13 protein-coding genes are annotated in these 14,166 nt (G+C 76.5%); 7 read left to right on the plus strand and 6 right to left on the minus strand.

Annotated elements, in window-relative coordinates; all coding sequences use genetic code 11:
- Positions 1-40: 40 nt before the first annotated feature.
- Both WCD74_RS14690 and WCD74_RS14695 read left to right on the plus strand, forming a co-directional pair.
- Positions 41-1,393 carry an NAD(P)/FAD-dependent oxidoreductase gene (locus tag WCD74_RS14690; protein WP_337695599.1) on the plus strand — a complete coding sequence of 451 codons (1,353 nt, stop codon included), beginning with the start codon at positions 41-43 and terminating at the stop codon, positions 1,391-1,393.
- Positions 1,394-1,404: 11 nt separating this feature from the next.
- Positions 1,405-2,274, plus strand: coding sequence for an alpha/beta fold hydrolase (locus tag WCD74_RS14695; RefSeq protein WP_337695600.1), 870 nt, complete (start codon positions 1,405-1,407; stop codon positions 2,272-2,274).
- Here the strand turns inward: WCD74_RS14695 and aroQ are convergent.
- A complete protein-coding gene (gene aroQ / locus WCD74_RS14700; RefSeq protein ID WP_337695601.1) occupies positions 2,261-2,683 on the minus strand; it encodes a type II 3-dehydroquinate dehydratase in 423 nt (140 codons plus the stop codon). The two genes, WCD74_RS14695 and aroQ, sit on opposite strands and share 14 nt — an antisense overlap.
- A gap of 176 nt (positions 2,684-2,859) precedes the next feature.
- On the opposite strand from aroQ, the gene WCD74_RS14705 reads away from it, so the two are divergent.
- Complete coding sequence (locus tag WCD74_RS14705) at positions 2,860-3,462, plus strand: response regulator transcription factor (protein WP_286051912.1); 603 nt, start codon at positions 2,860-2,862, stop codon at positions 3,460-3,462.
- 178 nt (positions 3,463-3,640) lie between these two features.
- On the opposite strand, the gene WCD74_RS14710 is transcribed toward WCD74_RS14705, so the two are convergent.
- Positions 3,641-3,874 carry a hypothetical protein gene (locus tag WCD74_RS14710; protein WP_337695602.1) on the minus strand — a complete coding sequence of 78 codons (234 nt, stop codon included), beginning with the start codon at positions 3,872-3,874 and terminating at the stop codon, positions 3,641-3,643.
- An 86-nt stretch (positions 3,875-3,960) separates the two neighbouring features.
- Between WCD74_RS14710 and WCD74_RS14715 the strand changes: the two genes are divergently transcribed.
- Together WCD74_RS14715 and WCD74_RS14720 are read left to right on the plus strand one after the other, a co-directional pair.
- Positions 3,961-4,935 (plus strand): helix-turn-helix transcriptional regulator, encoded by a 975-nt coding sequence (locus WCD74_RS14715; protein ID WP_337695603.1) that lies wholly within the window; start codon positions 3,961-3,963, stop codon positions 4,933-4,935.
- 404 nt (positions 4,936-5,339) lie between these two features.
- A complete protein-coding gene (locus tag WCD74_RS14720) occupies positions 5,340-5,648 on the plus strand; it encodes a hypothetical protein (RefSeq protein WP_337695604.1) in 309 nt (102 codons plus the stop codon).
- Here WCD74_RS14720 and WCD74_RS14725 read toward each other — a convergent pair.
- Positions 5,645-7,075, minus strand: coding sequence for an EsaB/YukD family protein (locus WCD74_RS14725; RefSeq protein WP_337695605.1), 1,431 nt, complete (start codon positions 7,073-7,075; stop codon positions 5,645-5,647). The two genes, WCD74_RS14720 and WCD74_RS14725, sit on opposite strands and share 4 nt — an antisense overlap.
- Here WCD74_RS14725 and eccCa point away from each other — a divergent pair.
- Positions 7,068-10,994 carry a type VII secretion protein EccCa gene (eccCa, locus tag WCD74_RS14730; RefSeq protein ID WP_337695606.1) on the plus strand — a complete coding sequence of 1,309 codons (3,927 nt, stop codon included), beginning with the start codon at positions 7,068-7,070 and terminating at the stop codon, positions 10,992-10,994. The genes WCD74_RS14725 and eccCa overlap by 8 nt on opposite strands.
- A gap of 28 nt (positions 10,995-11,022) precedes the next feature.
- On the opposite strand, the gene WCD74_RS14735 is transcribed toward eccCa, so the two are convergent.
- Genes WCD74_RS14735 through WCD74_RS14745 form a run of 3 tightly spaced genes read right to left on the minus strand, consistent with a single transcriptional unit; the run spans position 11,023 to position 13,029 of the window.
- Entirely contained in the window at positions 11,023-11,316 is a 294-nt protein-coding gene (locus tag WCD74_RS14735) for a WXG100 family type VII secretion target (RefSeq protein ID WP_337695607.1), read from the minus strand.
- A 12-nt stretch (positions 11,317-11,328) separates the two neighbouring features.
- The gene (locus WCD74_RS14740; RefSeq protein ID WP_337695608.1) at positions 11,329-11,691 is read right to left on the minus strand and encodes a WXG100 family type VII secretion target; all 363 of its coding nucleotides are present in this window, start codon (positions 11,689-11,691) and stop codon (positions 11,329-11,331) included.
- A 48-nt stretch (positions 11,692-11,739) separates the two neighbouring features.
- Positions 11,740-13,029, minus strand: coding sequence for a type VII secretion protein EccB (locus tag WCD74_RS14745; RefSeq protein ID WP_337695609.1), 1,290 nt, complete (start codon positions 13,027-13,029; stop codon positions 11,740-11,742).
- Positions 13,030-13,159: 130 nt separating this feature from the next.
- On the opposite strand from WCD74_RS14745, the gene WCD74_RS14750 reads away from it, so the two are divergent.
- Positions 13,160-14,101, plus strand: coding sequence for a methionyl-tRNA formyltransferase (locus WCD74_RS14750; RefSeq protein WP_337695610.1), 942 nt, complete (start codon positions 13,160-13,162; stop codon positions 14,099-14,101).
- The last annotated feature ends 65 nt before the right edge of the window (positions 14,102-14,166 follow it).

The following is a 14,166-nucleotide window of genomic DNA, read 5'->3' on the forward strand; positions in this document are numbered from 1 at the left end:
ACCGCTGCCGGCGTGACGCAACGCGCTGGAGAGGGACGAGATGGCAGAGCGGATCGTGGTCGTCGGAGCGGGGTTCGCCGGTCTGGAGACGGTCAAACGTCTCGAGAAGGTGCTCCGCGCCGAGATCGCCGACGGGTCGGTCGAGGTCGTCCTGGTGGCGCCGAACGACTACATGCTCTACCTGCCGCTGCTGCCGCAGGTCGCCGCCGGGGTGATCACGGCGCAGTCGGTGACCGTGCCGCTGCCGCGGGCCGTCCGGCGCGCCCACCGGCTCCCGGGCACCGTCGTCGGGGTCGACCTGGAGCGGAGGACCTGCGTGGTCCACAAGATCTCCGGGGAGGAGGTGGACCTGCCGTTCGACCGGATCGTCCTGGCCCCCGGCAGCGTCACCCGCCAGTTCGACATCCCCGGGCTCGAGGAGCACGCGCTGGGGATGAAGAACCTCGCGCAGGCCGCCTACCTGCGCGACCACGTGATCTCCCAGCTCGAGCTGGCCAACGCCGCGACCGACGACGCCGAGCGCGCGGCCCGGTGCCGCTTCGTAGTGGTCGGCGGCGGCTACGCGGGCACGGAGACCGCGGCGTGCCTGCAGCTGCTCACCGAGTCCGCCCTCAAGCGCTTCCCGCGCCTGGACCCCGGCATGGTGCGCTGGACGCTGGTGGACATCGCGCCGCGCCTCATGCCCGAGCTCGGCAAGCGGCTCGGCGAGCAGGCGCTGGACCTCCTGCGACGCCGAGGGGTGGAGATCCGGCTGGAGACCGGGGTCTCCGACGTCACCGACGAGTCCGTCACCCTCTCCGACGGCGAGACCATCGCCTGCCGCACGCTGGTGTGGACCGCGGGGGTCACGTCGAGCCCGCTGGTGAAGAACCTCGGCGTCGAGCTCGTCCGGGGTCGGGTGAAGGTCGGCGCGGACCTGCAGGTCGAGGGCCACCCCGGGGTGTTCGCGCTCGGCGACTGCGCCGCGGTGCCCGACCTCACCCAGGAGGACGCGGACGCGATCTGCCCGCCGACCGCCCAGCACGCGACGCGGATGGCGACCACGGCGGCCGACAACGTCGTGGCCTCCCTGCGCGGGGAGCCGCTGCGGCAGTACAAGCACCACGACCTCGGGCTGGTCGTCGACCTCGGCGGCACCCAGGCCGTGGCGCACCCGCTCAACCTGGAGCTCAAGGGCGCGCCCGCCCAGCTGGTCACGCGCGGCTACCACCTGTTCGCGCTGCCGCTGATGCGCACGCGCGCCCGGGTCGTCGCCAACTGGATCCTGCACCTGTTCGGCGGGGACGACTTCATCCGGATCGGCTTCCTGTCCGACCGGCGGGCGACCGTCGACGAGTTCGAGGGCACGCGCTCCTACCTGTCCCGGGAGGAGATCCGGGCGCGCGCCTCCTAGGGTTCCCGGCGATGCCCCACCTCGACGACGTCGTCTCCGCCGACGGCACCCGCATCCGCTGGTGGGACAACGGCTGCACCGGTCGTCCGGCGCCGGACGTGGTGATCTCGAACGGGCTCGGGGCGTCGCCGGCGGCGTGGCCGTGGCTGGGGGGCGACGGCCGTCCGTCGTCGGACGCGCCGCGCGCCGTCACCTGGCACCACCGCGGGCTGGGGGGCTCGGAGCGGCCCGCGGACCCGGACCGGATCACGATCGGCGACCACGTCGACGACCTGTTCGCGGTGATGGACGCGGCGGGGATCGCCTCGGCCGCGGTGGTCGGCTGGTCGGTCGGGGTGGCGGTGGCGTTCGAGGCCGCGCGGCGGGCCCCGGAACGGGTCTCCTCGCTGCTGGTGCTGGGCGGGGTCGCGGGCGGCGGCTTCCGCGGCGGGCCCTCGTGGATGCCCGGCGTCGTCTCCCGCGGGATCTCGACGGCGAGCGCCTGGTCGCTGCGCCTGGTGGGCCCCCCGGTGGCGGGCCTGATCTCGCTGCTGCCGCGCAGCCTCGACGCCGGGGCGGCGGCGCCGGTCGGCGTCTTCGTCCCGCCGCCCCTGCAGACCCTCGCCGAGGTGGCCCGGGAGTTCTCCCACCACGACTGGACGTGGTTCTCCCGGATGGTCCTCGCGGCCGGCCGGGAGCCCGCGATCGACGTGTCGGGGATCCGCGTGCCCACGACCGTGGTGGCCGGCGAGTTCGACACGATGGCCCCGGTCGAGGACATGGTCGCGCTCGCGGACGCCGTCCCCGGGGCCCGGCTCGTGCGGGTGCCGGGGACGCACTTCGTCCCACTGCAGTTCCCGGACCTGCTGGCCGCGGAGCTGGACGCGCTCAGATCCGCGTAGCGACGAACCGCAGCGCGAGGTCGTAGCCGAGTGTCCCCGCTCCGGCGATCACCGCCGTGGCGACCGGCGAGACGTAGGAATGGTGCCGGAACTCCTCGCGGGCGTGCACGTTCGAGATGTGCACCTCGACGACGGTGCCCGGGATCGCCGCCAGGGCGTCGCGGATCGCCACCGAGGTGTGCGTGTACGCGCCGGGGTTGATGACGACGGCGCCGAAGTCGGTCATGGCCTCGTGGATCGCGTCGATGAGGACGCCCTCGTGGTTGCTCTGCCGGGCGTCGACCTCCAGCCCCAGCTCGACGCCCAGCTCCCGGGCCCGCCGGTCCACGTCGGCGAGGGTCTCGGTGCCGTAGACGTCGGGCTCGCGCCGGCCCAGCAGGTCCAGGTTGGGGCCGTGGAGCAGGAGCACCCGACGCGGCTCTTGCGCTTCACGATTCTGCGACACGGACACTCCAGACGATCACGCAGCGATAACAACAGGGGTGTGATTCGAGGGTCAAGGTCCCGGGCGGGGACGCCGATGGAAGGACAGCGCCCACCGTGGGCGGTCCGCCGTACGAGGAACTACCTGGGACTGGAGTCTGTATGAGGACGGTTCTGATCTGCGACGACCGGCGCAGTGTCCGCGAGGGCCTGACCCGTGTCATGTCGGCCGTGCCGGGGGTGCAGCGCATCGACTGCGTCGCCACCCCGGAGGACCTGCTCGCGAGGTACGCCCGCCAGCCCGTCGACGTGGTCTTCGTCGGCACGCAGCGCGCGGTCAGCTCGGGGGCCGAGGCCACGCGCCGGCTCGTCGCGGCCCACCACCAGGCGAACGTCATCGTCTTCGGCGCGCCGGACGATGCGGGCAGCATCGCCGCCGCGATCGCCGGCGGGGCCCGCGGCTACCTGCGCTGGGACGCCTCGCGGCCCGAGCTCGTCGCCGCGCTCGCCTCGACCACGATGGGCGACGTCTTCCCCGCGCAGCGCCAGTCCTCGGAGCCGGGTGCCGGCATCAACCTCACCGAGCGCGAGATGCAGGTGCTCCGCGGGATGAGCCAGGGCAAGAGCAACGGTCAGATCGGCCGCGAGCTCTACCTGTCCGAGGACACCGTGAAGACCCACGCACGCCGGCTCTTCCGCAAGCTGTCCGCCTCGGACCGCGCGCAGGCGGTGGCCCAGGGCTTCCGCTGCGGCCTCGTCAGCTGACTCCCGCACGCCCGCGCAGGCACACCGGGACGACCCGCCGAGTCGGAGGCGGCGGCGTCGGACCCTCGGGCCGGCGACGGGTGGGAGGGGCAGGTCTCCGCGGGGCCACCCCGCGGCGTGGGAGCACGTCCGACCGGGCAGGGTCCGGACGTGCTTCCTGACGGCGGGTCCGGCGTGCTCAGCGCGCCAGCGGACCGACCGTCGCGGCGATGCGGTCGTCGCGGATCTCGGTGCGACCGCGCCGCACGGCGCCGAAGCGGTGCCGGATCCCGTCCGGGCCCGCCAGCCAGCCCTGGTAGGCCTCGAGGCGGTGGTCGGAGCGCTCGCCGTCGTCACCGGTCACGGTGACGAGGTAGCGCGTGTCGCGCTCGAAGCGGTAGCGGGGCGTGGGTGGGGTCTTCGGCGCGGCCATCAGCACTGATCGTACGGCCCCGGACGGTCCCCCCGCCGTCACCGACCCGGTCGATTCCTGACCGCCACGTCCTCCACACTGCGCGGGTGCTCGAGACGTCCGCCCGCCTGCTGCGCCTGCTCTCGCTGCTCCAGAGCCGACCCGAGTGGTCCGGCCCGGAGATCGCGGAGCGGCTCGGCATCTCGGTCCGCACCGTGCGCCGCGACGTCGACAAGCTCCGCTCCCTGGACTACCCCGTCGAGGTCGACCTCGGCCCGACCGGCGGCTACCGCCTCGGGGCCGGGGCCGCCCTGCCGCCGCTCCTGCTCGACGACGATGAGGCCGTCGCGGTCGCGGTGAGCCTGCAGACGGCGGCGGGCTCGGGCGGAGTCGGGATCGCCGGTCTGGGTGAGACCGCGGTCGCCGCGCTGGTCAAGCTGGAACGGATCCTCCCGGAGCGGTTGCGTCGGCGGATCGCCGCGGTCGGGGTGTCCACGGTCGCGCCCGTGCGCGCGACACCGTCGGTCGATCCGGGCACGCTGGTCGCGGTCGGGGCCGCGTGCCGCGACCGCCGCGTCCTCGAGCTGGACTACACCGCCTTCGACGGGACCGCGTCCCGCCGCCGGGTCGAGCCGCACCACCTCGTCTCGTGGGGTCGGCGCTGGTACCTGCTCGCCTACGACCTCGGCCGCGACGACTGGCGCACCCTGCGCCTCGACCGGGTCGTCCCGCGCGTCGCCCCGGACGGCCTCGCCACCGGCCCGCGCTTCACCCCGCGCGAGGTGCCCGGCGGCGACCCGGCCGAGTACGTCTCGTCGAAGGTCCGCGACGTGCGGCCGGTGCGCTGCCGGGTCCGGGTGCAGGCGGGCGCCGACGAGGTGCGCGCCCGGATCTGGACCGACCAGGTGCGCCTCGAGGACCTCGACGACGGCACGTGCCGGGTGCACCTCTCCGTGGACGAGCTGCAGGGCGCCACGATCATCCTCGCCGCGCTGGGCCTCGAGCTCGAGGTCGAGGAGCCGGCGGAGCTCGCCGCCGCGTTCCGGGAGCTGGGCGAACGGTGCCTGAGGGCGGGTCGCTGAGGATTTTCCGCCCCGGGGTTGCGCATCGCCGCCGCACTTAGGCTAGGCTCACCTCAGCGAGATCGACCGAGCGTCGAGACTCCGCACAGACCGGCCGCGAGGGTGTTGTGGTGGCGCCCGAGGTGGCTGCGCAAGAGGAGGGCGCCGGGCTCGAGGGACGAGCCCGGCGCCGTCCTCGTCATCGTAACCCCTGTGTCGGGCCCGTGCGCCGCGCGTGACGTCGGCCGCGCGGCGAGTGCGACGCCAGGCAGGTCCGGCGGCCCGGGATCCTGCGCCGTGTCGCACTCGGTCTCGGACGAGCCTCGTTGTCTCCGCGCGCCGGGATTTCCCGAACCGCACCCACGGCCCGCGCCGCCCTCCTACCGTCGTCGACGTCGATCGTCCGACCACGGGAGGAGCCGGGGATGTCCCAGCCGTTCGACGCCAGCACCGGGGCGATGCAGGGCGGGGCCGCGCAGCTCTCGGCGGCCGGGAGCCAGATGGGCGCCGCGGGCGGACAGGCGGCCGGCGCGGCGTCGTCCGCGGGCGGCGGGGTCAACGGCGGCGCGCTGGCCGGGGCGCTGAGCGCGCTCGGCGCGGAGCTCGCGGCGAAGGCCCAGGAGCTGGCCGCCGCGGCGTCGGCGAGCTCGGCGAACGTCACCGCGGCCGCCGCGAACTACCAGACCTCCGACGCAGCCGCGAGCCGCACGATCGACGGCGCGGTGCCCGGTTAGAAGCGGGCGCCCGCGTCCGCCGCGGCGGCGTAGACGCCCAGCACCCCGGCCAGCAGGGGCAGCACCGAGACCGCGGCGACGGTCTCGAGGCGGCCCAGCAGCCGCCGGGTCCGCGGCCGACGCCACCACGCGAGGACGCCCTCGTCGGTGACCGCGGCCGAGCGCAGCGCCCCGCCGAGCCCGACGAGCGCCCCGACCAGCGCGACCCCGACCGCCACCACCACGGCCCGTCCCCCCGGGCCGCCGGCCGGCACCACCGACCACGCCACCGCCGCCAGCCCGGCCACCCCGGCGCCGAGCGCCGACGCCGACTCCACCACGAACACCGACCGCCGCGCCCGCAGCACCGCCGTCGCCGACACGGCCGCACAGAGACCGAGGACCATGCCGCCCCCCGACGAGGTCGCGAGGACCCACAGCCCCGACGCCGCCACCAGGCCGCCGGCGAGGGCCGCCGCGTCGACCGTGCGGCGGGTGGCGGCGGCGTGCTCGACCAGGTGCTCGGCGTCCTCGCGCGGCTCGAGCCACGTGCGGCTGCGGGTGACGAGCCACGGCAGCGCCAGCACGAGCACCAGCCACAGCGTCAGCCCGACGGCGACCGCCCGGCCCGTGGGCAGCACCCCGCCGGCCACCAGCGCGGACGGCAGCGAGACCCCGAGCCCGGCCGTCCCGGCCGCCGCCCACCAGGGTCCGTGCTCACCGACCACCGTCCAGGCCGCCGCGGCCCCGACGGCGAGCGCGGAGCCGGCGAGCGTCGCCACGAGCGGGAACCCGCCGCGCGCCAGCAGTCCCCCGGCGACGCCGGCGGCGGTCCACGCCGTGAGCGACGCCAGGCCCGCTCCCAGCGTGGGGAGGTCGGGCCCGGGCTCGCCGCCGTCGAGCGGCACCGTCGGGCGGGACCGCCGCTGCAGGGCGGCCAGCCCGAGCAGCAGCAGCGCCAGCACCAGCGGCACGAGCGGACCGCCCGGCACCGCCAGCGCCAGCGACGAGGCCACCGCCGCCACCGCGACCAGCAGCACCGTCACCAGCACCCCCGCCCGCCGCGCGGTCCACCGCGGCACCCGCGCCGCGCCCTCGGCGAGCGCGACCAGGCCGTCGTCGACCGGCTGGGCGGGACGCGGCATCGGCCAGGGACCCAGGTGCAGCACGTCCCCGTCGCGGACCCCGGCCGCCTCCAGCGAGATGCCCGGCGGCATCGGCCCGGCGCCGGTGCGGTGCAGGTACCACGGCCGCCCGTCGGACCCGCGCACGAGCGGCGCGCCCGGCAGCAGGCGACCGGCCAGCTCGTCGACCACCTCGGCCACGCTCGCCCCGGCCGGCAGCGCCGCGTCCACGGCGCCCTCGGGCCCCCGGACCCGCACGGTGCACCACGCGCCCTCGGGCGCGTCCCGGGGCGCGGGCGGGGAGGGCTGACGGGCCATGGCCATGAACGACATCCTGGTCCACCGCCCCCCGCGCGGTGGGCCGGTTCGCCCAACTCCCGAGCCCGTCCGGCTCGTCGAACCACCCGCCTCGACGGGCGGCGGACCGCCCACCCCGTGGACCTACGCGCTGTTCCCCCTGCTGGGCAGCGGCGGGATCCTGGTCTTCGCGATCGTCAACCGGAACCCGATCTACTTCCTCGCGGGCGGGATCTTCGTCATCGGCGCGCTCGGCATGGGCGTCATGATGTACCTGCAGACCCGGGGCCGGACCACGGAGCAGGGCACGGACGCGCGGCTGCGCTACGTCGCGCACCTCGCCGACGTCCGCGGGCGGCTGCGGGCGGCCGCGGACGACCAGCGGCGCGTCGCCGAGGAGCAGCACCCCGACCCGCCCCTGCTGCTCGGGCTGCCGGAGCGGGCGGAGCGGCTGTGGGAGCGGCGCCCGGACGACCCCGACTTCCTGGTGCTGCGGGTCGGGCGGGCGCGGATCCCCGGGGTCGCGGCGCCGGTCCTGCCCGAGGCCGACCCGAACCAGCCGCGCGACCCCGGCACCGAGGCGGCCGCCGCCCGCCTCGTCGACCGGTTGGGGCCCGTGCCCGACGTGCCGGTGGGGGTCCCGCTGCGCGGTGCGGTCGCGGTCGTCGGGGACCCGGTCCGCGGGCGGGCGCTCGCGCGGGCGGTGCTGGCGCAGCTGGCCGCCCTGCACGCCCCGGACGACGTCCGGCTCGCGGTCTGCTGCCCCGACGGGCCCGACGCCGCCGCGGCCCGCGCGGCGTGGGACTGGGTGAAGTGGCTGCCGCACGCGCGGCACCCGTCCGGCGGCGGCGCCGACGGCACCGGGCTGCTGGTCGCCGAGCACCCCGAGGGGCTGCTCCACCTGCTCGGCGCGGAGCTCGACCGGCGCCGGGGCGGGCGCCGCGGACCCGTCCCGACGGCGGGTGCCCCGGCGGGGCCGGCCCTGGTCGTCCTCGTCGACGGGCCGCTGCCCGTCCCGGACCCGCTCGGTGAGCTGCCCGGCCTCGGCGTCGGCGTGCTGCACCTCGTGCCGGACGCCCTCGACCGCCCGGCCGCGGTCGACGTCACCGTCCACGTGGGCGGGCACCCGGGCCTCGAGGTGCGCCGGGACCGCGACGGGGCACCGCCCGCGGAGCTCGCGCCGCTCGCTGTCGTCACCGGCCTGGTGCCGGACGTGCTCGGCCTCGCGGAGGCGGAGACGCTCGCCCGGCGCCTGGCGCCGATGCGGCTCTCGCGGCGCGCGGGCCGCACCGCCCTCGCCGAGGTCAGCGGCCTGGCCGACCTGCTCGGGGTGGACGACGTGGCCGCGCTCGACCCGGAGCGCACGTGGGCCCGCCGGCCGGAGTCGCAGCTGCTGCGGGTCCCGCTCGGGGTCGACTCCGCGGGGACGCCCGTGGAGCTGGACCTCAAGGAGGCCGCGCTGTCCGGGATGGGGCCGCACGGCCTGGTGGTCGGGGCGACGGGCTCGGGCAAGTCGGAGCTGCTGCGCACCCTGGTGACGGGGCTCGCGGCCACCCACCCGCCCGACGACCTGGCCCTCGTCCTGGTCGACTACAAGGGTGGCGCGACGTTCGCCGGGATGGCGGCGCTGCCGCACGTCGCGGGGTCGATCACCGACCTCGAGGACGACCCGGAGACCGTGGAGCGGTTCGGCGACGCCCTGCGCTCGGAGCTGCGCCGCCGCGAGCAGCTGCTGCGGGACGCCGGGAACCTCACCGGCATCCGCGAGCACCGGCGGCTGCGCCTGGCGGGTGGGGACGGGCCCGGGGTGGGCCCGCTGCCGCACCTGCTCGTGGTCGTCGACGAGTTCTCCGAGCTGCTGACCGCGCAGCCGGACTTCATCGAGCTGTTCGTCCAGGTCGGCCGGGTCGGGCGGTCGCTGGGCGTGCACCTGCTCCTGGCCACCCAGCGGTTGGAGGAGGGACGGCTGCGCGGGCTGGACTCGCACCTGTCGTTCCGGCTCGCGCTGCGCACGTTCTCGGCGGCCGAGAGCCGCACCGTCATCGGCAACACCGACGCCTTCGACCTGCCGCCGGTACCCGGATCCGCGTACCTCAAGGTCGACACCAGCGTGTACCGGCGGCTGCGGGTCTCGACGGTGTCCGCGCCCTACGTCGAGCCGGTGCGGGGCCGGGTGCGCCACCCGCACGCGCGGGTGTTCCGGGCGTTCGACGGGCGCGGGGACGCCGTCGGCGACGACCTGCCCGCGCTCGGGCTGGACCTCTCCGACCCGGCCCGGCGGTCCACGCTCGACGTCGTCGTGGACCGGCTCCGGGCGGCCGCGGAGCCGGTGCACCAGGTCTGGCTGCCGCCCTTGCCGGCCGCCCTGCCGTTGACGGCCGTGCTGCCCCGTCCGGCGCTGACCTCCGGGACCGGCCTGCTGGCCCCGCGGCCCGGGCGGCTCGCGATCGGGCTCGGCATCGTCGACCGGCCCGACCGGCAGGCGCAGGAGGCGCTGGTGGTCGACCTGTCGGGGACCGGTGGGCACCTCGGGATCGTCGGGGCGCCGCGGACGGGGCGGAGCACCGCGCTGCGGACGCTGGTCACCGCGGCCACTCTCACCCACACCCCCGCCGAGCTCGCGGTCTACGCGATCGACCTCGGCGGCGGCACCCTGGCCGGGCTCGAGCGGTGGCCGCACGTCGGCGGTGTCGCGGGCCGGCAGCGCCCGGAGGTGGTGCGGCGGCTGGTCGCGCAGATGGAGTCCCTGGTGGCGGGGCGGGAAGGGTCGCCCGCGTCGGGCGGCGCGGCCCTCGCGGTACGCGACGGCGAGCCCGAGGTGCTGCTGCTGGTCGACGACTGGGGCGCGCTGCGCGCCGAGTTCGAGGACCTCGAGCCGCGGCTGACCGCGCTGGCCGCCCGCGGGCTGGGACACGGCCTGCACCTGGTCGTCACCGCCGGACGCTGGTGGGACATGCGCCCGGCCCTGCGCGACGCGCTCGGCACCCGGATCGAGCTGCGGCTCGGCGACCCGGCGGACTCCGTGATCGACCGCAAGGCCGCGCGCACGGTGCCGCCGACCCCCGGCCGGGCGCTCGTCGGCGCCGGCTACAAGGCCCAGCTCGCGCTCCCCGTGATCACCGACGACGCCGGCCGCACCGAGGACGCGGCCACGACGGCCGACCGCGCGGCGGCGGCCTGGCCGGGAGCTGCCGCCCCGCCGATCCGGATGCTGCCCGGCCGGGTCCCGCTCGCGGAGCTGCCGCCCGGGGCGATCGGCCTGCGGGAGAGCGACCTGACGCCGTTGTCGCTCGACCTGCTCGGCGGCCGGGACCCGCACCTGCTGGTGTTCGGCGACGCCGGGTCGGGGCGGACCGCGACGCTGCGCGCGGTGGTGCGGGCGTTGTGCGCCGCGCACCCGCCCGAGGAGCTGCGCGTCCTGGTCGTCGACTACCGCCGCACCCTGCTGGACGCGGTGCCGCCCGAGCACCTGTCGGTGTACCTCGGGTCGGCGCCCGCGGCGGCGCAGACCCTGCCGGCGGCGGCCGCGAAGATGACCGCCCGCCTGCCCGGGCCCGACGTGACGCCGGCGCGGCTGCGCGCCCGGGACTGGTGGCAGGGCCCGGCCATGCTCGTCGTGGTCGACGACCACGACCTCGTGGCCACGCCGGGCGGGGACCCGCTCGCGCCGCTGCTCGACCTGTTGCCGCAGGGCCGGGACATCGGGCTGCACGTGGTGCTCGCGCGGTCCGCGGGCGGGGCGTCGGCCGCGATGATGCAGCCGGTGCTGCGCCGGCTGCGGGAGCTCGGCGGCCCGGGACTGCTGCATTCCGGGCCGCGCGACGAGGGCGCGCTGCTGCACGGCGTGCGGGCCGCGGACCTGCCGCCCGGCCGCGCGCAGTACGTCACGCGGCGGGCGGCGCCGGAGCTGGTGCAGATCGGGTGGGTGCCGGAGGCGGCGGACTGAGCGGGGGGACCGCCGCCCCGGCCGTGACCTACACCTGGAACGACTGCATCGCCGCCCGCTCGGTGTCGTTGTAGCCCTGGTTCGCGTTCGCCGTCGACTGCCCGAGCTGCGCGAGCGCCGCCTGCAGCTCCTGCCAGCCCTGGTCCCACTGCGCCTGCGCGGCGGCGTAGGACTCCCGCGCGGCGCCGTCCCAGGTGGACAGCATCGGGGCGATGTCCGAGCGCAGCTGCTGCATGCGCTGCTCCATCGCCTGGGCGCCGCCGTTGACGTCGGCGACCGCCGTGTCGAGCGCGCCGAAGGAGACCTTGATCCGGTCGGCCATGGTGGTTCCTCCCTAGAAGCCGGGGACGGGGACGTCCATGCCCGCCCCGGACTGGTTCAGCCGCGCGCTCGCGTCGGCGTCGCTGGTCTCGTAACCGCCCTGCGCGCGCTGCACGAGGCCGGCGATCGTGTCGAGGGCCGCGTTGAGCTTCTGGTTCGCGGCCTCGTAGCGGGCGTGGGCGCCGGCGAAGGCCGTGTTCCCGTCACCCATCCACTGCCCCTCCAGCCCTGCGAGCCTTCCGCGCAGCGCGCTGAGCTCGGAGCGGATGTCGGCCACCCCGGCCACCATGCGCGCCTGCGACTGCGCCATCGTCGCCGTCGAGACGTCGTACTGCCCCGCCATCAGGGCCCCCTCCCGGTCGGGTACCGCGGACACCCGAACCATGACCGACCGCGCGGGCCCGTGGGTGCGCTTTGGCGAAAGTCAGTCGGCGACCTCGAGCCGCGGCCCGGCGGCGAGCAGCGCGAACCATCCCCGCCCGAGCGGCAGGACCTGCTCGCGCGCATACCCGAGCGCCCGCAGCGCCTCGTCGTCGCGCACCCCGAACCCGAGCCCGCCGTCGACCAGGACCATGCCCTCGTCGACGTCGCGCCCCGCCGGCCGCGCCGCCGCGTCGAACTCCGGCGGCGCCAGCAGCGCCCCACCGCCGGGCGGGACGTGCCAGGTCACCCGGGCCGGGCGCTCCCCGCCCGCGAGCAGCCGCTCCGGGCCCGCCGCGAGCCCGGGAGCGGCGACGGCGCCGAACACCTGCAGCGTCGGCGAGTCGCCGCCGCGCGTCACGCACGGCACGACCGTGTCCTCCGGCGCCGGGACCACCGGCGGGCTACCGGGCACGTCCGCGATCCCGACGACGGGTCCGGCCGGCAGTCCCAGCACCTCGTCCGGCCCGACGGTGCGCACCGGGGCGGGCAGCAGCCGGGCCGTCGTCTCGTCGGCGACCGGCCGGGCCCGGCCGCGGTCGAGGACGTAGCGGACGCCGTCGGCGGTGGTCACCACCGGGCCGGGGGCCGCCCGCGCGGACAGCGTCCCCCCGCGGGGCAGCAGCCCGAGCCACGGCCCGGGCACCTCGCGGACGTCGCCCGGCGACCAGCCCAGCAGCCCCAGCGCGCCCGGGTCGACCGGGTGGGTCCGCCCGCCGGCCACCAGCACCGTCTCCGCGGTGCCCGTGGCCCGGGCCAGGAACCCGGTGAAGGCCGTGGCCGGTCCGGCCACGGGGCCGGCGTACACCGCGACCTGGTCCCGCGCTCCGCGCTCGGGCCCGGTGGCGCACGCGGTGAGCGGCACGGGGCCGCCCAGTGCCGGCGGCAGCTGCGGCAGGCCGCCGTCGGGCAGGGCGGTGCCGACCGGCATCGTCAGGACCCGGGAGTGCGCGACGAGGACCGGCTCGCCGCGCCGCCCGCCGGCCAGCAGGGCCGCGGTCAGGGTGGGGGCCGGGCGGAGCAGGCCCTCCGTGGCGAGGTAGCGCGCCCCGGTGTCGCGGTCGACGACGACGGTGCCCTCGTCGCGCCAGCCGTCCGGGGCCCGGTCGGTGAGGAACGCCGAGGCCACCGACACCGCAGCGACCAGGACCACCACCACGACCCCGGCGAGCAGCGCGGCGTTCGGGCGGCGCGGGACGTCCTCGATCGCGAGGTCGTCCCCGCGCAGCAGGGCGGCGACGCCCCGGCGGCGCTGGAAGTCCTCGGACTCGATGAGTTCCCGTCGGCTCGCCACGCCGCGAGATGCTGGTCGAACGCCGGGTGCGGTGGGGGCGGAACGGGAGAACCCGGTCGCACCACCGCCCGCACGATCTCGATCTCTGTTTAGGTGAGCCTCACCTGTCCCGGCTCTCGAGGAGGCGACCGTGCGCGTGGTGTTGTTCGGCTACCAGAAGTGGGGATCGAGGCTGCTCGCGACCCTGCTGGAGAGTCGCCACGAGGTGGTGCTGTGCGTGAGCCACCCGGAGAGCCTCGGGGGCCACGAACCGGCGATCTTCCAGGAACCGGTGGCCGACCTCGCCCGCGAGCACGGCATCCCGGTGCTCTACCGCGACAAGGCCGTCGACGACGAGCTCGTCGCCGCCATCGGTGAGCACGATGCCGAGATCGGGGTGGCCTGCAACTGGCGGACCTGGATCTCCCCGGAGGTGTTCTCCGCCCCCACCCGCGGCACCGTCAACACCCACGACGCGCTGCTGCCCAAGTACGCCGGGTTCTCGCCGCTGAACTGGGCGCTGATCAACGGGGAGTCGCAGGTCGGCATCACCGCGCACTGGATGGACGCCGACCTCGACCGCGGCGACATCATCACCCAGCGGACCGTCCCGGTGACGCCCACCGACACCACCGAGGACCTGTTCCACCGCACCGTCGAGCTGTTCGGGCCGCTGACGATCGACGCCCTCGACCGCGTCGAGCACGGCCCGCACGAGTGGCTGCGCCAGGACCCCGCGCACGCGAGCTTCTTCCACCGGCGCCAGGACCCGGACAACCGGATCCACTGGGACCGCTCCGCGTCCGACCTGGTCAACCTGGTCCGCGCGCAGACCGGGCCCTACCCCAACGCCTGGTGCGAGCACGAGGGTCGGCGCCTGCGGGTGCTCGAGGCGAGCGTCTCGACCAACCGCTGCGGCGGCACGAACGGACGGGTCTTCGCGCGGGAGGGCTCCGGGGTGATCGTCGTGGCGGGCCCGGACGCATGGCGCGGGAACCAGCACGGCCTGGTGCTGCAGCGGGTCAAGGACGACCAGGACGTCGAGCACGTCGCCGGCGAGTACTTCCGGCGGATGGGCGACTACCTCGCCTGAAACATCCGCCACACCATGTGGTGACGCAGCGTCACGAGTCGATCACCCCGGGGTCGCCGTCACAA

This window comes from Actinomycetospora aurantiaca (genome assembly GCF_037401875.1).
Classification (GTDB): Bacteria; Actinomycetota; Actinomycetes; order Mycobacteriales; family Pseudonocardiaceae; genus Actinomycetospora; species Actinomycetospora aurantiaca.